This is a genomic window from Mycetocola sp. Y442, assembly GCF_056898615.1.
Genome location: NZ_JBXHBV010000002.1, coordinates 460,250 through 479,841 on the forward strand (window position 1 = coordinate 460,250; position 19,592 = coordinate 479,841).

Genomic DNA, 19,592 nt, shown 5'->3' on the forward strand with positions numbered 1-19,592 from the left:
GGGACCGGGGTGCGCTGTCGCGCCTCGAGCTAGCTTGGCTCTGAGCGGTTTAGAGCAGCGACCAGGCGACGATGAGCCCGTTGTAGGTGATGTGCGCGATGATGGCTGCACCGAGCCGACCCGTCGTCGCGGCGAGGATGCCGGTGCCGATTCCGACGACGAGCGTCGAGATTCCGACCACAGCGCCCTCCAGCCCGCCGTCGGTCTGCAACATGTGGACGCCGGCGAACACGAGGGCCGTCACACCGATGGCGACGATGACCGGGACCCGGGCGGCATTAGCCCTCGGTGAGAGCGCGCGGGCGGATGCTCGCACTAGCGCCCGTTGCATCAGCCCGCGGAAGAACAGCTCCTCGATGACCGGTGCGGCCAGCACCGGCGCGAGAATGGCGAACAGGAACCACCAGACGTCGTAGACGACGGGGCCGAACGTTGCCCCGCCGCTCGCGACCCGGCCGTAGAGAAGAATCTCGATCAGTGTCGTCGCCGCGCGCATCATGCCGCCGACGACGAGGCCGAAGAACAGGTCGATCCACTCGAACCGCAAACCGAAGTCGCGCGCGAGCGACCGGCGGCCCCGCAGGTACGAGGCGGCGACGACCGCACCGATCAGCGGGACCCACGCGGCGAGGTAACTCAGCGCGGTGCGGAGTTCCGGCGACGCCGGCCAGCCGCGGAGCGCAGCCCAGCCAACGGCCCACACGAGAACAACGGCGAGCCCAACGCCGACGGTCGCGTCGTTGAGCCCCCATCTCACCGGGCGGTCGTCGGCTGTGCCGGGGACAGTCGTACTCATACCCCAACGATAGGGCGCGCGCTGACGGTCGGGGATCAGGCGGGCGGACGGATCGCTTACCGGTCGGTCGCCACGGTCACGCGCCGCGCGAGGCCGGGGTAGTCGACGACCCATCCGTGTGAGTCGTACCGAATGTCTGCGCCGGTCGCCCCGTCGCCGAACCGGACGATACGCTCACCGAGGGCCGTATACGTCTGTGCGGATGCCACCACTTCAAGCGTTGGAGGTAAGACCCACGCGCTGACGAGGCTGGCGTGAGAGCCGCGCGGTGCGTTGAGGAGCCCGAGGCGGTTCACCGGCAGGGCGTTAGTGAGTGGCGACCCACCGATGTCGAGGTCGACCGCGGAGGACAGGGATTCCTGGTCCGAAATACCGGGCGGTGCCGGGGTTCGCAGACCGCTGCCGTCAAACGATGCCAGAGCGGGCGCCCCGTCGGTCTCTCCCAGAGCGGTCCACTTCGAGCCGGTGCGAGAGAGCTCCAGATCGCGAGTCCATCCCGCCCCCTCCGCGTGCGCGACCAACCGCATGGCCGACCAGGTGGCATCCGTCCAGAGTTCGTAGCTCAGTCGATAGGGCAGCGGATCGACCGCGTGTTGCGAACCACGCGCGTAGAGCCCGGTCGATGTGTCGAGTGTGACGACCTCGGACCCGGGAACATCGGTGCGCACCCACATCAGCACAACCGGCGGCGTTCGGCGATGCGCGGGCGACATCGGTCAGCCCTGGAGCTCCGCGGGCACGGCCTTGCCCTCGATGTCAGTGGTCAGCCGATCGATCCGACCGAGGATCTCATCGAGTTGCCGCACGGTTTCCCACAGCACCGGATGCTGTTCGCGAACGTCGTCGAGCGATTCGCCGCCCGAGGTAAGGGAGCCGAGATCGAAACTCATGTTGGTGCGCGCTCCGGCGACGGCCGCCCGGAGCGCCCCGCACGCGACGGCGACGTCGGCGACGAGAGCGGGGTTACCGTGCCTGGCGAGCCACTCCAGGTCGCCGACCGCGTCTGCGCCGGTGCGGCCCAGGTTGGCGGAGGTTTCGGCGGCGTTGACGGATGCCTCGCGGATGGCGTTCTCCCGCTCCTCGCCCGGTTCGAGACGGAACGCGCTGCCGAACGACTTCGAGGCGGCGGCATCCTCGTCGGCCAGGCGCAGGGCGGCGCGGCGGCCGGCGGTCGCGCGGTCCTTCAGGGCGTCGAGCTCCTGCTCGAGCGGACCGTCGACTGCGGTGTATCCGGCGACCATCGAGGTGAGTGCGTACGCCATGGCGAGCATGACGCCCGAGGCGGCCCCGCCCCCTGGTGAGCCGGTGGCGCGGGCGAGCGCATCCGTCCAGTCTTCGATGGTGGAGGCGGTGGCAGAGACTTTCGCTCGGTCATTCATGGGTCAAGTCTGGTCCCTCAGGCCTCGGAGCGCACGGCCCACCCACCCCGCCCCACCCAACCCGCCGAGCGCTCCACATCCATGCCCGCGCTGCAGAAGCTTCTGTAGCGCGAACATGGATGTGCAGCGGTGGATGCAGGTGCCCCCTCACGCAAGCTCCGTTCGCGCTTGAGTCCGCTCGCGCTTGAGCTCCGGTTGCGCTCAACGCGCCCGTGGCACGCGAAAAGGCCCCCTGCTCAGCAGGGGGCCTTTCACAGTAACGCTGTGTGTTAAGTCAGTGAGACTTAGCGACGAGCGTCGGTGTTGTTGGCGTCGCGGTCGTAGAACTCGCGGCTTCCGGACTTGGCGAGTCCGCGGCTGATCATGTAGCCGATGGTGAGGAGCGTTGCGTAAAGCCAAACGCTCTGAGCGCCGAAGCCCTGTCCGTCTTCGCCGTTGTCGACCATCGCGGAAGCGATGAACATCGAGATCAGGATGACGACGTAAGCGATGAACTCAGTGGTCTTGAATGCAGCCTTGGTCTCGGTGGAGAGGCGCGAGACGCGGCCGTTCGTGGTGGTGTTGCTCATGATGTCCCTCTTTCATGTGACGATCGTGGCGCACTTGCGCCTGAGCTATGTAAGCAGCCGGTGGGCAAGATGTGTGAATTGCCTGTTGCCCCTTGACATCGACGGGTGTATAAGCCATTCGCGTACGCGGGGGACTGTCTGCGTACGCGGGAGGGCGGCCCAGCGCGGCAGTTCCATGCCCGCGCTACAGAAGCTTCTGCAGCGCGGGCATGGATGTGCAGCGCCCGGCGCGGCGGGGCGGGCGCGGATGCGGGCGCGCACGGATGAGGGCGCGCACGGATACCGCGGCCGGGGCGGGGCGGATGCCCGGGGAGGCTACCGCCGCGCGGTCGCCACCACGCGCACCCCGCCAGCCGGAACCACCGAACCGGCCGACACCGGTTCACCCGTGACGACGTCTGTGCCCTCGATCGAAACCGGAGCAGCGGCATCCGCGTGGTTGATGAAGAAGGTGAAGCTCTCGGAATTGCTCGAGCGCGTGACGACCTCGAGGCCAGCGCGGGGCGCGTCGACCGCGACGCCGCTGTCGTCGAGCACCGCGGTTACGAACCCGCGCAGGTCGGAGCCGGTGAGCTTCGTCGAGACGTACCAGGCGGTGCCCGATCCGCGGGCGTTTCGGGTCATCGCGGGCTTGCCGGCGGCGGGGCCGTCGACGTAGGTCGCGACAGTCGTGGCCGTGTCGAGCACGATGTCGTCCGCCCACGCGCTGCCCGTCGACCCGTCGCTGAGCGCAACGGACTGCTCGGCGTAGAGCGGAAGGAACTCCTCGATCGACAGGCCGAGCACGTCGCGCAGCGCTCCCGGCGACGCACCGGCAGGGACCTCGTCGTTCTCCCCGACGATGCCGGAGAAGTACGAGACGACGAGTGTGCCGCCGCTCGATACGTAGCTGTCGATGTTCGCAGCGTCTGCCTCAGCGAGGAGGTAGAGGTTCGGCGCGAAGACCACGTCGTACCCCGACAGGTCCGAGCTCGGGTGCACGAAGTCGACGGTGACGCCCAAGCCCCACAGCGCGCCGTAGAACGCCTCGATGCGCTCGCGGTGTCCGAGTTCGACGGAGGGCCGCCACTCCAGGTCGAGCGCCCAGAACGACTCGATGCTCCAGACGATGGCAACGGATGCCGTCACCCGCGATCCGGCGACAGGCTCAAGTGCCCGGAGGTCGGAGCCCAGCTGCACGACCTCCTTCCAGATGCGCGTGCCGGTGCCGCCGTGGGGCAGCATCGCCGAGTGGAACTTCTCGGCGCCGAACCGGCTCGCACGGAACTGGAAGAACATCACGGCATCCGACCCTCTCGCCACGTGGGAGAGGCTGTTGCGGGCCATTTCGCCGGCGCGCTTGGCGATGTTGCGCGGCTGCCAGTTGACCGCCGAGGTGGAGTGCTCCATCAGGATCCAGGGCCTGGACCCGGCGAGCGAACGCGTGAAGTCGGCATCCATCGCCAGCAGCACGTGGTTGTCGGTGCGCTCGGCAACGAGGTAGTGGTCGTTCGCGACGATGTCGACCTCCTTCGCCCACTTCCAGTAGTCGATGGACGGGCAGTTCGTTGCCATGAAGTTCGTCGTGATCGGTGCGTCGGTGAATGCCCGGATCGCGTTGCGCTCGCCGATGAAGCAGGCGAGCAGGGCGTCGGAGGTGAATCGCTGGAAGTCGAGTCGCTGGGCCTGGTTCGACGTGCTCGCTGAGACCCGCGGCGCGTCGATCTCGTCCCACTCGCCGTAGGACTGGCCCCAGAACCGCGTTCCCCAGGCGCGGTTGAGCGCGTCGAGCGTGCCGTAGCGGGCCTGCAACCAGTCCCGGAATGCGGCCACCGAGTAATCGTCGTAGCTGTCGCTGATCGGCGCACCGTATTCGTTGTGCACGTGCCACATCACGACGGCCGGATGCTGCGCGTAGCGTTCGGCGAGTTTTGTCGCGATCGCAACGCTCGCGCGCCGGTACTCGGGTGAGCTCGGACTCACCATTCCTCGCGAACCGAAGCCGAGCGTGCGGCCGTCGCGGGTGACCGGGTGGGCGGACGGGTACTTCTTCCAGAACCAGGCCGGGGGAGCGGCAGTCGGGGTTCCGAGGTCGACGTCGATACCGGCATCCGCGAGGAGGCCGATGATGTCGTCGAGGAAGCTGAAGTGGTATTCGCCCTCACGCGGCTCGAGTACCACCCAGGAGAAGATGCCGATGCTGACGAGGTTGACGCCCGCCTCTTTCATGAGTGCGATGTCTTCGAGCCAGGTCTCGCGGTCCCACTGTTCGGGGTTGTAGTCGCCACCGTAACGAAGGCCTTTTGAACCGGGAATCCACGACATGTACTGATCTCCTTTGACACACGCACCCACTGTGCGCGCTCCCAGTTCTATCACAGCATATATCGCGGCCAATGACGCAGACAAGCTGTTTGACAACTCGATCGGCTGTGTGCCTTACTAGAACCGCTCACAGGTACAGTGCCGTTCTCCGCTCGAAGTCAACGATCCGACTTCGCAGGCTGCAGCACGCGCTGCACCGCCCCTGCACAACATCACAGCCACAAGGAGAACGACATGCGTTCATCAGTCCGCATGGGAGCGCTGGCATCCGTAGCCGCCGCAACCATGCTCTTCACCGGATGCTCCGCCGGAGGCGACTCCGCTGGCGGAGGCTCCGGTCCGGTCGAGCTCACCTACTGGGCCTGGGCCCCCAACCTCGACAAGGTCGTCGACATCTGGAACGAAGACAACCCCGACATTCAGGTCACCGTCAACAAGCAGGACGGCGGCGACCCCGCGATCACGAAGCTGCTCACCGCGATCAAGGCGGGCAGCGGCGCTCCCGACCTGATCCAGGCCGAGTACCAGAAGATCCCGACACTCGTGGCATCAGATGCTCTCGCTGACCTTTCCGAGAGCGGCGCAAGTGACGTTGCCGACCAGTTCCCGGCATCCGTCTGGGATTCCGTCACCCTCGGCTCCGACGCCGTGTACGCGATCCCGCAGGACACCGGCCCCATGATGGCGTACTACCGCGAGGACATCCTCGCCCAGCACGGCCTCAGCATCCCGACCACGTGGGAGGAGTACGCCGAAACCGCCCGTGCGCTGCACGCCGCAGACCCGACGAAGTACCTCGGCACGTTCTCGGCCAACGACGCGGGCTGGTTCACCGGACTCGCGCAGCAGGCCGGCGCCTCCTGGTGGTCCATTGACGGTGAGAGCTGGGGCGTCGAGATCGACGAAGAGCCCACGCAGAAGGTCGCTGAGTACTGGGGCGGTCTCGTCGAAGAGGGCGTCATCGACAACAAGCCGATGTATACCCCCGAGTGGAACGCCGGTCTCAACGACGGAACGCAGGCCGGCTGGGTCAGCTCCGTCTGGGGACCGGGCGTACTCGGGGGCAACGCGACCGACACCGCCGGCAAGTGGGTCGCCGCCGAGCTGCCGAACTGGGAGTCCGGTGAGGCATCCAACGGCAACTGGGGCGGCTCGTCGACCGCAGTGACCACGCAGTCGAAGCACCCGGAGCAGGCGATGGAGTTCATCGAGTGGCTGAACACGGACCCTGAGGCCATCCAGGCCCTCATCGACACGTCGGGCATCTATCCGGCGGCGACCGAGGCCGCGGCCGAAGCGCTGACCGAATCACCTGAATTCTTCAGCAACCAGGCCGACTTCTACGATGTCGCCGCCAAGGCAGCCGAGAGCGTATCCCCGTTCAGCTATGGACCGAACGTCAACGTGACGTTCAGCGCATATAACGACGAGTTCGCGAAGGCTGCCGAGTCGAAGAGCATCACGGCTTTCCTCGACGCGGTCGCTGCCATGCAGAAGATCACCACGGACGACCTCACGAAGAGCGGCTTCACCGTCAAATAGGTCGCCCGCACTAACACCCGCCACCGGGGCGCCTCAAGCGCCCCGGTGGCCTCAACCCCCGGAGATCTCCGTGACATCCCTCGCTGAACCCGCGCCGAAGAAGGCGCCATCCGCACCCGGAAAGAGCCGGCGAACGGATGCCGCCCGAAAGCGGCCGGGAAACTTCCGCACGCGGGTGCTCACCCCGTATCTCATGCTCGCGCCGGGCATCCTGCTGTTCACCCTGTTCATGCTCGCGCCGATCGTGTACACACTCTTCCTCAGCTTCCAGAAGAAGAAGGTCGTCGGCCTCGGTCTCGGTTCCGGTGGACAGACCCGCGTCTTCGCCGGTTTCGAGAACTACATCAGCACCTTCACCAACCCCGAGTTCGCGGCCAGCGTCGGCCGGGTCCTGCTCTACGGGGTCGTGCTCATCCCGACGATGCTCGCGCTCGCCCTGCTGTTCGCATTGCTGCTCGACTCGAAGCGCACCCGGGCAGCCGGGTTCTCCCGCATCTCGATCTTCCTGCCGTACGCGGTGCCCGCCGTAATCAGTTCGCTGCTCTGGGGCTTCCTCTACCTGCCGGCGGTCAGCCCGTTCTACTACATCTTCGACTTGCTCGGCTGGGACGTGCCGAGCATGCTGTCGAGTGGCCTCGTGCTCTTCGGCATCGCGAATATCGCGTTGTGGGGCGGCGTCGGCTTCAACATGATCGTCATCTACACGTCGCTCAAGGCCGTGCCAACCGAGATCTACGAAGCCGCGAAGATCGACGGTGCGAGCGAGGTGCAGATCGCGCTCCGCATCAAGATCCCGATTATCGCGCCCGCCCTGGTGATGACCGGTCTGTTCTCGATGATCGCCACGCTCCAGGTGTTCAGCGAGCCGACGATCCTCCGTCCGCTGTCGAACAGCCTCTCAACAAGCTGGTCACCGCTCATGCTCGTCTATCGTGACGCGTTCACCCGCGACGACATCTACTCGGCGGCAGCGACCTCGATGGTGATCGCGATCGCGACCTTCGCGCTCTCGTTCCTATTCCTCCGCATCGTCCAGAAGCGCGCTTTCGGACAGGAAGACTGACATGACCACTCTCTCCGCATCCCGGGTCCGGTCGACCGGCGCCGCGCCCCACGCGAAGGCCAAACGCGAGCCGATCAGTTTCGTCTCGACCGGCATCCTGATTCTTGGCGCCCTCTATTGCCTCTTCCCGGTGCTCTGGGTCGTCATGGCGTCGACGAAGAACGGCGCAGAGCTGTTCTCCACGTTCACCCTGATGCCGAGCACCCACCTGTGGGAGAACATCGTCGAGCTGACGCAGTATCGCGACGGCCTGTTCTGGCGCTGGATGCTGAACACCGCGTTGTACGCTGGCGTCGGTGCGCTCATCAGCACCTGGGTGTCGGCACTGTCCGGGTACGTGCTCGCGAAGTTCACCTTCCCGGGCAAGTCGATGGTGTTCAAGATCCTGCTCATGGGTGTGCTGGTCCCCGGCGTGATCCTCGCGATTCCGCAGTACTTCCTCATGGCGCAAGTGGGGCTGACGAACACCTACTGGGCCGTGTTGCTGCCGCAGCTCATCAGCCCGTACGGCATCTACCTGGCCAGGATCTACGCCGCGGCATCCGTACCCACCGACGTGATCGAAGCCGCACGCACCGAGGGTGCGGGGGAGATGGGGATCTTCGCGAAGATCGCCACACCGATGATGCTGCCCGGGCTCGTCACGATCTTCCTGTTCCAGTTCGTCGCTGTGTGGAACAACTTCATGCTGCCGTACATCATGCTCGGAAACGACAACCTGTTCCCGATCACCGTTGGGCTCAGCGGTCTGCTCAACCAGGGTGCGACGGCGCCTGCGCTCTACACGCTTGTGATCACCGGGGCGCTGCTCTCCGTCATCCCGCTCATCCTCCTGTTCCTGCTGCTGCAGCGCTTCTGGAAGGTGGACCTCGCCGCTGGCGCGGTGAAGGCGTGACGAACCGGGTCACCTATGCTGGGGGCGTGAGCACCCAGGGACCGCGTCGCAGGCCGACGATCGACGACGTCGCCGTTGAAGCCGGGGTGTCCCGCGGCACGGTGTCGCGCGTACTCAACGGCGGGCACTGGGTCAGCCCGGACTCGCTGTCGGCGGTGAATGCTGCGATCAAGAAGACCGGCTACCGGATCAACCCGCACGCGCGGAGCCTGGCGACGAGCAGGGCGAACTCGGTGGCGTTCCTGTTGACCGAACCGCATGAGCGATTGTTCGAAGACCCGAACTTCTCGCTGCTGATGCGCGGTGCAGCGCAGGCGCTCGAGCAGCGCGACATACCCCTCGTGTTGCTCATGGCCGGGACCGAGGCGGAGCAACGCCGGGTCACCGACTTCATCACCGCCGGGCACGTTGACGGGGTGTTGCTCGTCTCCTCGCACGCCGGTCGGCAGGGGTTTCTGTCGGAGCTCGTGCGGTCGAAGGTGCCGGCGATCGCCTGTGGCATCCCGCTGGGCTTTGAACGCAAGATCGGCTACGTCGCCGCCGACGATCAGCACGGGGCGCAGACCGCCGTTGAGTACCTGCAGGACCTCGGGCGCACGAGGATTGCGACGATCACCGGACCGCAGGACACATCGGGCGGGATCGGCCGGCTTGCTGGGTATCGCGACCAGCTCGGTGACGCGGTAGACGAGTCGCTCATTGCCATTGGCGACTACTCGCGGGCGAGCGGGGTGCGCGGGATGCGCGAGCTGCTCGAGCGTGACCCGTCGATCGATGCGGTGTTCGCGGGCAATGACCTGATGGCTGCGGGCGCGCTCGATGTGCTGGCAGAAGCGGGGCGGCGGGTGCCGGAGGATGTCGCGGTCGTCGGTTTCGATGACTCTCCTGTCGCCACCCAGACGAACCCGCAGCTCACGACGATGAAACAGCCGTTCGACCGGATCAGCTCGGAGATGGTGCGGCTCCTGCTCGAGGTGATCGACGGGAACCCGGCTGCAGCGATGACGCTGCCGACCCAGATGGTGCGGCGCGGCTCGGCGTAGGGCGCGCGTACGCGGTCTCCGTCGCGCGAGCGCGGCAGTTCCATGCCCGCGCTACAGAAGCTTCTGCAGCGCGGGCATGGATGTGCAGCGCCGGCGGATGAGCGCGCGGATGCGGGCGGGTGCGAGCGGATGCCGGGGGCGCGGGGCTTCAGGCCGCCACAACGTGCACATCGACACCGGCAGCGCGAATTGCAGCGACGGCGTCTGCGTCAGCGGAGGCATCCGTCACCAGCAGGTTGATGTCGGTGATGGGCGCGACCTCGGCGAGGGCGAGCCTGCCAACCTTCGACCCGTCGGCGACGACGATGGCGAACTGCGCGTTCTGAATCATCGCGTTGTTCGTGCGCGCCTCGGTCTCGTTGTGCGTCGTCACTCCACCGGATGCCGAGATTCCGTCGGCCCCGAGAATGGCGGTGCCCACATTCATGGCGTTGAACGTACGCTCGGCGAGCACACCGACGAGTTCGAGTGATTCGGCCCGGAGCGTTCCGCCCGTCATCACCACGCTCAGCTGTGGGTAGGTCGTGATGAGTCCCGCGATGGTGAGCGAGTTGGTGACGATCGTGAGTTCGCGGTGGTTTGAGAGAGCGTGGGCAACGGCAGACGTCGTTGAGCCGCCACAGAGCGCGACCGCGTGGCGACCGCCATTCGGGATGAGGCCCGCGACGTGCGCTGCGATCGTGCGCTTGGCCTCGTGGAATTTCGAGTCGCGAAGGGGAACGGGAAGCTCCGGATGAGACTCGATTGCGGCCGCTCCTCCGTGGGTGCGCAGCAAGAGTCTCTGCGCCTCAAGTTCCGCGAGATCGCGCCGAGCAGTCGCGGCTGAGACATCGAGCGTCTCAGCAAGATCGCTCAAACTAATCGTTCCGCGCTCCGACACGACCTCGAGGATGGCAAGCATGCGCTCCGATCGCTTGCCTGAGGCGGCTCGCAGCCGCGGAGTTCCGGTCCAGGGCAGTGTCACGGGAACCTCCGGCGGGTCGATGAGCGAGCAGTATGGTTGTTCACTTTAGCCATTTTTCGCTCAATTGGTTGCACGATTCGCGCAAGGCGGGCCAGACTCTCGGCATGCCTCGAATTGTTTTCATCGGCGCGGGAAGCGTCGTCTTCACCCGCCAGCTCCTCAACGACCTGTTGCGTTTCGATGACCTGCCGACGCTCAACATCGTGCTGCACGACATCGACGCCGAGCGCCTGGCTGTCGCCGAGGGCACAGCGCGTCAGGTCGCGCGCCGGCGCGGCAGGGCGCTCGACCTTGAGGTCACGGAGGATCGTCGAGCTGCGCTTGCCGGTGCGGACTTCGTCGTGAACATGATTCAGGTCGGAGGCGTCGCCGCCACGAAGGTCGATCTCGAGATCCCGGCGAAGCACGGCCTGCTCCAGACAATCGGCGACACGACGGGCGTCGGCGGAGTGTTCCGCGCGTTGCGCACGTTCCCCGTGCTCAGCGGGATTGCCCGCGACATGCAGGACCTGTGCCCTGACGCCTGGTTCCTCAACTACACGAACCCGATGGCGATGAACGTCTGGTGGACGTCGGTGGTCGCGCCGAACATCAAAACGCTCGGCCTCTGCCACAGCGTCTACTGGACCGTCAACGATCTCTGCGATCTCGTCGGTGTTCCGCTCGAGGAAACCCACTACCGCGCGGCCGGGGTTAACCACCAGTCCTGGCTCTACGAGTGGTCGCACAACGGTGAAGACCTCTATCCACGACTCCGTGCGCTCATCGAGTCGGACCCCGAGCTGCAGCGCCGGGTGCGCGCCGAGATCTTCCGGCGCATCGGCTTCTATCCGACCGAGACGAGTGAGCACTCGTCCGAATACCTGTCGTGGTTCCTGCGCGATCCGGCACAGATCGAACACTTCCGGATCGAACCGCTGCAGTACATCGGCATCAGCGACGATAACGTCGCGGAGTTCCACGCCGCCCGCGAGGCGCTCGACTCCGGCGCTGATCTCGAACTCGATGACGGAGCGGCCGAGTACGCGCCACAGGTGATCCACTCGATCCTCACAGGGACCGAGCGGGTCATCCACGTCAACGTCGTCAACGCTGGGCTCATCGACAACCTGCCCGAGGGTGCCGTAGTCGAGGTGCCCGCGCTCGTGAACGCGGAAGGGGTGCACCCGATCGCGGTCGGTTCGATCGCCGAGCAGGGGGCCGCACTCAACCGCACCTACCTCTCCGTCGCTGCCCTGGCAATCGAGGCCGCGCGCCACGGCGATCCGGAGCGGGTGCGGCAGGCGGTCCTCATCGATCCCAACGCCTCCTCGACGCTCACCCCGGCGCAGATATGGGCGCTGTGCGACGAGCTCACCGCGGCGCACGCGCAATACCTGCCTCGTGAACTCGGAGGCACCCTCGACCACGACCTGACGTCGGTCGGAGCGTAACCGACTTCACATTGTCGGAAGCGTCATCCCCCTCCACGATCGATCGATCGAGGAAGGGGAGGCGCCGTTTGTCGCGCCCGTTTCGCCCGCCGAAACCTCCTTGTAACAATCAATCACTCGAAATGATTAACTCAGACATTTTTCTTGTCAGGTGAGCAGTTCTCCCCGAGACTGTGTGACAACCCAACGACGGGTCGAGGACGCTCTCTCCCTCGCTCGACGGATCGCTCCCTCGACCATCGGACTCTCTATGACGATCACCCAGCTCGAGATCTCCAGTCAGCCCGCCACGTGGCGGGAAGCCCTCGGCGGCCTCGACGCGGCGCGCAATGCGCTCTGCCGCCGGGGAGAGAATGTTCTCGTCATCGGGTGCGGCACGTCGGCGTACGTCGCCGAGTCGTTTGCGGCACTGCGTGAGCAGGGCGGCTGGGGGCGAACGGATGCCGCATACGCGTCAGAACCGCGGGCATGGCGGGATTACGACACCGTGATTGCGCTGACCCGCTCGGGCACCACGACCGAAGTACTCGACGCTCTGCGCGAGGTTCCGTCCGGTGTCCACCGCATTGCGGTCACGGGGGTCTCGGAGTCCCCGGTCACCGAGCTCGCTGACAGCGTGCTCGGCCTTGATTTCGCCGACGAGCAATCCATCGTCCAGACCAGATTCCCGACGACATTCCTCCTTCTGGCACGGGCCGCGCTCGGGTACGACATCTCCGGGGTTGTCGAGCAGGCCGAGGCCGCATTGAGCGCACCTCTTCCGGTCAGCATCGAAGGAAAGAGCCACTTCGTCTACCTCGGGAGCGGCTGGACCTACGGCCTCGCCCAGGAGGCCGCGCTCAAGATCCGTGAGGCCGCACAGGCCTGGTCGGAGTCGTATCCCGTTCTCGACTTCCGTCACGGTCCTCTGGCCGTCGCGAGCGAGGCATCCGTCGTCTGGATCTTCAGTGACACCGATCCTGCGCTCGTCGAGCAGATCGAAGCGACCGGCGCGCACGTCGTCACCTCCGTCGCGGACCCACTTGTCGAACTCGTTCAGGCCCAGCGACTGGCCGTTGCGCTCGCCGAATCACGCGGCCTCAACCCCGACGCTCCCCGTCATCTCACCCGTTCAATCGTGCTCACCTGAGCTGCCCCGCTCGTTACCCCAAACGCCAACCCACCAGGAACAGAGGACACCATGAGGATCGGACGCCACACACGCACTGCCCGGAGTATCGGGCGCGTCTCCGCTATATTCGGCACCGTCGCGGTTCTGATCGGAGTGACAGCCTGCGGCGGATCTTCCCAGGGCGCGACGACGCTCGATGAGGACGCTGACGTCACGATCACGATGTGGAGCGGACAGACCGACGACGCCCAGAAGATCCTGGAGTCCCTGGCCGAGGAGTTCGAGGAAGAACACCCGAACGTGACCATCGATCTGTCGCCCGGCGCCTCGTCCACCGAGGACCTGCTCCAGAAGCTGTCCGCGGGGTTCGCCGGCGGGTCATACCCCGATATCTCCTACGCCTTCGGGTCGTGGGCGAGCCAGCTCGAACGCTCGAACCGCACCCTCGACATCACCGACCAGGTCGCTGAGGCCGACGTCGAGTGGGACGACTTCTCTGACGCCGCGCGCAAGACGGTGCAGCCGACGGGGGAGAAGACGATCGGGTTCCCCGCCATCGTCGACAACCTCTCGCTCATCTACAACAAGACGGTGTTCGACGCTGCCGGTGTCGCGTATCCGACCGCCGACTGGACGTGGGAGGACTTCCGTGCGGCGGCTGCTGAATTGACGGATGCCGCGACCAACACTTATGGATACGCCTACTCCGTCTCCGGATCGGAGGAGACCACCTGGCAGTTCTGGCCGCACCTGTGGCAGCGCGGTGGTGCAATCCTCAGCGACGACGAGAAGACCGCGGAGTTCGCATCCGATGCAGGAGTAGAGGCACTGACCTTCCTGCAGGGCATGGCGGTCGATGACAAGAGCGTCTACCTCGACCAGACCGACACGAAGTTCGCGCAGCTCTTCGCAACCGACCGGATCGCGATGATGACCTCGGGCCCGTGGCAGCTGTACGACCTCAACACCGCCGGCACGAACTACGGCGTGACCGTTCTGCCGGGAACCGATGGCGACCACACCACAGTCTCGGGACCGGACATTTGGGCGCTGTTTGACCACAAGGACAAGAACCGCGAGTACTGGGCGTTCGAGTTCACCAAGTGGCTCACGTCGGCGGAGCAGGATGAGCGCTGGAACGTCGAGGTCGGCAACCTCCCGATCCGGGCCTCGTCAGCGGATTCTGAGGCGTTTGCCGCCCAAGTCGAGAACTATCCCGGACTCGACATCATGGCCGAGAACAACGCCAACGCGAAGCAGGCGCGACCGACCGTTCCGGGTTACGTCGGCCTGTCGGAAGCGATCGCGGATGCCATCGCCGAAGTGCTTCAGGGGCAGGGCGAACCGCAGGCCGCTCTCGAGGAAGCGGCTGAGCGCGCGAACTCCGCGCTGAGCGAAGAGTAATAATGACGGCGTCTCTGTCCACCGGTAAGGACAGTCGCAGGCGCGCCGGCAAGACCGGTGCGCCTGCGCTCACCTTCACGGTGCCGACAGCCCAGCGGCAACAAGCGCAACGCAAAGCCAGCCGTCGGCGTGCACTCGACGGCTGGACCTTTGTCGGGCCGGCGACCCTCATCATTCTCGGGCTGTCGATCTTCCCGGCCGTGTGGGCGTTCGTGCTGTCGCTGCAAAAGTGGGACGGCTTCAGCGATCCGCAGTTTGTCGGGACCACGAACTACGAGCGGCTCGTCAGCGACGACAAGTTCTTCGACGCGATCACCCACACGGGGCTGTACACGATCCTCTTCGTCCCGATGTCGGTGCTCGGTGGGCTGTTTCTCGCGGTCGCACTGAACCGGAACATCCGTTTCATCGGGCTGTATCGCACGGCCATCTTCGTGCCGTTCGTCGCGTCGGCCGCAGCAACCGGCATCCTGTCCACCTACCTGTTCAACCCGCAGTACGGAATCGTCAACAACGTGCTTCGGATGCTTGGGCTCCCGCAGCAGGGATGGCTTGAAGACCCGGCCCAGGCCATGGTCGTCATCGCGATCATGTCGCTCTGGGGGCAGGCCGCATTCACGACGGTCATCTACCTCGCGGCGTTGCAGGACATCCCGCCTGAACTGCTTGAGGCCGCCCGCATTGACGGGGCCAGTCGCTGGCAGGCCTTCTGGCATGTGGTGTGGCCGCAACTCGCTCCGGTCACTGTCTTCGTCGCCATCTGGCAGGTCATCGGCGCGATCCAGCTCTTCGACCTTGTCTATACGACGACCAGGGGCGGGCCGCTCGACGCGACGAAAACAATCGTGTACTTCCTCTGGGAGCGCGCCTTCCGCGGGCTCGAGTTCGGCTACGGCTCGGCCGTTGCGTATGCCCTCTTCGCCCTCACTCTCGTGATCACCCTGTTCGTCGTCTGGTACTCGCGGCGCCGCAACCTGGAGGCCTTCTGATGAGCACGTCCCTGCTGAACCCGGCAGTTGAGCTCGCGACGCCGAAGAAACGAGGTCGCGGCTTCAGTGGCTGGCACTTCTTCCTCGCCCCGGTCGCACTGCTGTTCCTCCTGCCGTTCGCGCAAATGTTCCTCGCCGCGCTGTCTCCTGCTGAGGAACTCGTGAGCTTCCCGCCGCCGCTCATCCCGTCGCGGCTCACCCTCGACGGGTTTGCTGGTCTGTTCGCGGACTCGGACATTCTGCTGTGGCTCGGCAACACGGTGATTGTCTCGAGCGCCGCGATTCTGTCGCACATCGTCCTGTGTTCCCTGGCCGGGTACGGCTTCGCCCGGATGAAGTTCGCCGGTCGCGGCCTCGGCTTCTTCCTGATCCTCGGCACGATCATGATCCCGACCCAGCTTCTGATGATCCCGACCTACATTCTGTTCGCCCGGCTCGGTCTGATCGACGGCCTCGGTGCGGCGATCGTGCCGTGGCTGGCATCCGCTTTCGGGATCTTCCTGATGCGCCAGTTCTTCCTCTCCCTCCCAGCAGAACTCGAGGAAGCAGCGATCATCGACGGTTGCAGCAAATGGCAGGTGTTCTTCCGGGTCGTCCTCCCACTCGCGAAGCCGGCGATCGCCACCCTCGCGATCTTTACCCTCCTGAGTTCGTGGAACGACCTGGTCTGGCCCCTCATCGCGATCAACAACGAGAACGCGTTCACGCTGCAGCTCGGCATCGCCAACTTCCAGGGCACCCGCCGCACCCAGTGGGACCTCCTCATGGCCGGCAACGTCATCGCGACGCTTCCGCTGATTCTGTTCTTTCTGGTCGCGCAGCGGCAGTTCATCGCGACGATGTCGTTCTCCGGAATGAAGGGTTGATGGGAGGCGAACGGATGCCGTCAGCTGGCGACTCCCCGGACGGCTCGGTTGACGTGCTGGTCGTCGGCGACGCCAACCCGGACCTTGTGCTCCGGGGCGACGTCGTTCCCCGGTTCGGCCAGGCCGAGCAGTTGCTCGACGCCGCCGACCTGGTGATGGGCGGCAGCGCCACGATCGCGGCGTGCGGACTGGCCCGGCTCGGGGTCTCGACCGCCGTCTCCGCCGTTGTCGGCGACGACGTGTTCGGCCGATTCACCGTCGGATTGCTCCGGGATGCCGGACTCGACGTGTCGGGCATCCGGGTGGACCCGGTCATCCCGACCGGGTTGAGTGTCATCCTCTCGAGCGCGTCCGATCGTTCGATCCTCACCCTTCCCGGAACGATTCCGGCGCTCACCGCAGCCGATATCGATGCGGCGGTGGCTCGTCTCCGTCCCCAGCACGTCCACGTGGCATCCTTCTTCCTCCAGCCGGGTCTTGCCGCCGAGCTGCCCGCGCTGCTGGGGCGCATTCGCGCTACCGGGGCATCGGTCAGCCTCGACACCAACTGGGATCCGGCCGGGCGGTGGGAGGGTCTCGCCGAGGTGCTTCCCCTCGTCGACGTGCTGCTGCCCAACACCGAAGAGGTGCTCGCGATCGCTGAGGCTCTTCCCGGTGCCGGTTCTGCAGCGGGTGACGATCCGGTCGCGCTCGCAGCGGCGCAGATTTCAGCGTTCGGTCCCGTCGTTGCGGTCAAGTCGGGCAAGGCGGGCGGCCGGGCGTTCTCGCCGGACGGCCATGAATTCGCCGCGCCAGGGCTGACGCTCGAGGTTGTCGACACGACCGGTGCCGGTGACAGCTTCGATGCCGGTTACCTCGCGGCGCTGATCGCCGGGGTTTCGGACGAGACCGAGCGGGTGCGCTGGGCCGCGGTTGCCGGGTCGCTCTCCGTCCGTGCGGCCGGTGGCACCGGCGCGCAGGCGACGCGGGCCGAGTTGAACGCACATCTCGGCACTCGCCGCGGCGCGCACTTCGGTACGGTGAGGTCCTGAAACGGATGCCACGACGACGGGAGATCGCATGGCGAACGCCGATCGAGACGGGCGGCCCGCCCGTTCCCGGCTTCTGCCGCGCCGTGTGGCTGCGTTTGTCTCTCTCGTTGCGGTCACCCTCGTGACGGCGTGCGCGAGCCCGGTCCCGGCTGCCTCGACGCCGCCGGCCCCTCCGGCCCCGAACGCGGACGGGCCAGCATTTGAGTTTCTCGATTCGGGAAACGGCGTCGAGATTCGACCGGGCGACGACTGGAGCCTGCCGGCATCCGCACGACCGGCGCCGAATTCCGGGTTCTTCTCGGAGGAGGCATCCGTTTCGGACCACGTGTTCGTTCGATCCGTCGATGTCAGCTGGCGGCAGATCCAGCCGCGGCAGGGAGACCTCGACCGCGGCGCGAGTGGAGAGGCACAGGGCCTGAGTTTCGACTCGCTCGACGCGCAGCTGGCCGGACCCGACCGGTTCTGGATGCGCATCTTCGCGAGCGGTGAGAGCTGGGCGCCGGAGTGGGTGGCCGAGGAGTGCGGTGTCTCGACCTACGGGCCGGATTACGACGGCGAGAGGCACCTGCCGATCTGGGATGAGTGCGTGTGGGGTCATTTGCTCGACACCTACCGGCGGGTCTTTGTCGACGGCGGTCTCGCCGCCGATCCGCGCCTGTCGTTCGTTTACGTTCCCGGCGCGTTCACCTGGGCCGAGTTCGACTACGAAATGGTGACCGCCGCCGTCGAGGCTGGCGACCTCGATCTCGAGACCTACCTCGCCTGGTACGACCACGCCTGGACCGACCTTGCCGAGTTGTTCGGCGAGAACGCGAACAAGCTCGTCTTCACCGGCGAGGACTACCCCTTCGGTCCGTTCGGGGCCGACGACGACCTGCTCGCGGCGCAGGCGGTCGACGCGGGTCTCGGCATCCGTACCGGCATCACCGAGCTGTCGAACTTTCACCTGAGCGAGGCGCCGGCGTACGGGTCGCACATCCTGCCGAATGGGCACCTCGCGCTCGACGACTCTCTGCCGGTGCACGACGGCACGCGCGTCGTCGCCACCGAGAACGAGTGCTACAACGACTGCGGCTATGAGACCGACGACCCGTACTACGCCGTTCGGCAGTCGAACCTCAAGGCGCTGCAGTTGCGCACGAACTGGATCTACGTCGTGCCAGGCCCGTCGTACTTCGCCGAGTATCCGGAGCACTGGGACTGGGTGCGGCTGTCGATGGGCGCGACGGCGGCGACGTCGGCGGATGCCTGGGCCGCGTTGCGCGATGCCGAAGACACCTACTGGGCGGGCGACGAGGTCGGGCCGTTTGGTGACGGCTCCGAGTCGTGGACCAGCCGCCCGTGGGTGCGCAACCTGGAACGCTGGCTCGTGCAGGTCGATGAACCGGGTTCGGTCGCGCACCGCTCGGACGACGACGTGCATGTGGAGGTCTTCGAACCCGACAACGGGACTGCTCACGAGGGCTTGCGAACGGATGCCGCTGGCGGCGACACCGGATTCGTCTTCGAGCTCGATTCCCGATTCACGGCGGCATCCGAGGCGTGCGTGGTCAAGGTGACGTACCTCGACTCGGGGACCGGCGCGTTCACCGTGGATGTGGGGGACTGGTCGTCGCCACCGGTCGAGCGCACCGGGGATGGTGTCTGGAAAACCGCGACAGTGGCGGTTCCGTCGGGAGCCCTCGCGGAGCATCCGTCGTTCAGGGTTTCGCTCGCGGCCGACGCCGATGACCTGACGGCGCGGTTCGTGCGGGTGGTGCGGTCCTCGTGACGAGCGCGGCACTTCCATGCTCGCGCCGCAGATACTTCTGTAGCGCGGGCATGGGTCTGCAGCGGTGGGTGCTGGCCTGCGCTCAGGGCCGGTCGGCGTCCGGTTCGTGGGGGAATGAAACGGATGCCGCGGGTCGACGTGGCGGACGGCGACGACCGCACGGTGCGGTTCGTGCGGGTGGTGCGGTCCTCGTGACGAGCGCGGCACTTCCATGCTCGCGCTGCAGATACTTCTGTAGCGCGGGCATGGATCTGCAGCGGTGGGTGCTGGCCTGCGCTCAGGGCCGGTCGGTGTCCGGCTCGTGGGTGAGTGAAACGGATGCCGCACGTCGACGTGGCGGACGGCGACGACCTCACGGCGCGGTTCGTGCGGGTGGTGCGGTCCTCGTGACGAGCGCTGTACTTGCATGTTCGGGCTGCAGATACTTCTGTA

At 66.1% G+C, this 19,592-nt stretch carries 17 protein-coding genes; 11 read left to right on the forward strand and 6 right to left on the reverse strand.

Features of this window, described 5'->3' with window-relative positions:
• Positions 1-49 precede the first annotated feature (49 nt).
• From AC1X6S_RS08805 to AC1X6S_RS08825, 5 genes are all read right to left on the reverse strand, one after another.
• On the reverse strand, positions 50-796 hold the full coding sequence (locus AC1X6S_RS08805; protein WP_483405373.1) for a CPBP family intramembrane glutamic endopeptidase: 747 nt from the start codon (positions 794-796) through the stop codon (positions 50-52).
• Between the two features lie 56 nt (positions 797-852).
• A complete protein-coding gene (locus AC1X6S_RS08810) occupies positions 853-1,509 on the reverse strand; it encodes a putative glycolipid-binding domain-containing protein (RefSeq protein ID WP_483405374.1) in 657 nt (218 codons plus the stop codon).
• Positions 1,510-1,512: 3 nt separating this feature from the next.
• Complete coding sequence (locus tag AC1X6S_RS08815) at positions 1,513-2,175, reverse strand: cyclodeaminase/cyclohydrolase family protein (RefSeq protein ID WP_483405375.1); 663 nt, start codon at positions 2,173-2,175, stop codon at positions 1,513-1,515.
• A gap of 284 nt (positions 2,176-2,459) precedes the next feature.
• Positions 2,460-2,744, reverse strand: coding sequence for a hypothetical protein (locus tag AC1X6S_RS08820; protein ID WP_483405376.1), 285 nt, complete (start codon positions 2,742-2,744; stop codon positions 2,460-2,462).
• 315 nt (positions 2,745-3,059) lie between these two features.
• Positions 3,060-5,048, reverse strand: coding sequence for a beta-galactosidase (locus tag AC1X6S_RS08825; RefSeq protein WP_483405377.1), 1,989 nt, complete (start codon positions 5,046-5,048; stop codon positions 3,060-3,062).
• A gap of 234 nt (positions 5,049-5,282) precedes the next feature.
• On the opposite strand from AC1X6S_RS08825, the gene AC1X6S_RS08830 reads away from it, so the two are divergent.
• The 4 genes from AC1X6S_RS08830 (at position 5,283) to AC1X6S_RS08845 (ending at position 9,591) form a co-directional block, all read left to right on the forward strand.
• Positions 5,283-6,590 (forward strand): ABC transporter substrate-binding protein, encoded by a 1,308-nt coding sequence (locus tag AC1X6S_RS08830; protein ID WP_483405378.1) that lies wholly within the window; start codon positions 5,283-5,285, stop codon positions 6,588-6,590.
• Positions 6,591-6,660: 70 nt separating this feature from the next.
• Positions 6,661-7,653 carry a carbohydrate ABC transporter permease gene (locus tag AC1X6S_RS08835; RefSeq protein WP_232528894.1) on the forward strand — a complete coding sequence of 331 codons (993 nt, stop codon included), beginning with the start codon at positions 6,661-6,663 and terminating at the stop codon, positions 7,651-7,653.
• A 1-nt stretch (position 7,654) separates the two neighbouring features.
• Positions 7,655-8,548, forward strand: a complete 894-nt coding sequence (locus AC1X6S_RS08840; RefSeq protein ID WP_483405379.1) for a carbohydrate ABC transporter permease — start codon at positions 7,655-7,657, stop codon at positions 8,546-8,548.
• Positions 8,549-8,574: 26 nt separating this feature from the next.
• Entirely contained in the window at positions 8,575-9,591 is a 1,017-nt protein-coding gene (locus AC1X6S_RS08845) for a LacI family DNA-binding transcriptional regulator (protein ID WP_483405380.1), read from the forward strand.
• Positions 9,592-9,739: 148 nt separating this feature from the next.
• Here the strand turns inward: AC1X6S_RS08845 and AC1X6S_RS08850 are convergent, their stop codons facing one another.
• Positions 9,740-10,555 carry a DeoR/GlpR family DNA-binding transcription regulator gene (locus AC1X6S_RS08850; RefSeq protein ID WP_483405381.1) on the reverse strand — a complete coding sequence of 272 codons (816 nt, stop codon included), beginning with the start codon at positions 10,553-10,555 and terminating at the stop codon, positions 9,740-9,742.
• Between the two features lie 104 nt (positions 10,556-10,659).
• Here AC1X6S_RS08850 and melA point away from each other — a divergent pair, with 104 nt between their 5' ends.
• From melA to AC1X6S_RS08885, 7 genes are all read left to right on the forward strand, one after another.
• Positions 10,660-11,988 carry an alpha-galactosidase gene (melA, locus tag AC1X6S_RS08855; RefSeq protein WP_483405382.1) on the forward strand — a complete coding sequence of 443 codons (1,329 nt, stop codon included), beginning with the start codon at positions 10,660-10,662 and terminating at the stop codon, positions 11,986-11,988.
• Positions 11,989-12,163: 175 nt separating this feature from the next.
• A complete protein-coding gene (locus tag AC1X6S_RS08860) occupies positions 12,164-13,117 on the forward strand; it encodes an SIS domain-containing protein (protein WP_483405383.1) in 954 nt (317 codons plus the stop codon).
• A 51-nt stretch (positions 13,118-13,168) separates the two neighbouring features.
• The gene (locus AC1X6S_RS08865) at positions 13,169-14,503 is read left to right on the forward strand and encodes an ABC transporter substrate-binding protein (RefSeq protein ID WP_483405384.1); all 1,335 of its coding nucleotides are present in this window, start codon (positions 13,169-13,171) and stop codon (positions 14,501-14,503) included.
• 2 nt (positions 14,504-14,505) lie between these two features.
• Positions 14,506-15,492 carry a carbohydrate ABC transporter permease gene (locus AC1X6S_RS08870; RefSeq protein WP_483405385.1) on the forward strand — a complete coding sequence of 329 codons (987 nt, stop codon included), beginning with the start codon at positions 14,506-14,508 and terminating at the stop codon, positions 15,490-15,492.
• Complete coding sequence (locus tag AC1X6S_RS08875) at positions 15,492-16,358, forward strand: carbohydrate ABC transporter permease (protein WP_483405386.1); 867 nt, start codon at positions 15,492-15,494, stop codon at positions 16,356-16,358. The genes AC1X6S_RS08870 and AC1X6S_RS08875 overlap by 1 nt, the downstream gene beginning before the upstream one ends.
• Positions 16,358-17,389 (forward strand): carbohydrate kinase family protein, encoded by a 1,032-nt coding sequence (locus tag AC1X6S_RS08880; RefSeq protein ID WP_483405387.1) that lies wholly within the window; start codon positions 16,358-16,360, stop codon positions 17,387-17,389. Before AC1X6S_RS08875 ends, AC1X6S_RS08880 begins: the two co-directional genes overlap by 1 nt.
• A 28-nt stretch (positions 17,390-17,417) precedes the next feature.
• Positions 17,418-19,160 (forward strand): hypothetical protein, encoded by a 1,743-nt coding sequence (locus AC1X6S_RS08885; protein WP_483405388.1) that lies wholly within the window; start codon positions 17,418-17,420, stop codon positions 19,158-19,160.
• Positions 19,161-19,592: the final 432 nt, after the last annotated feature.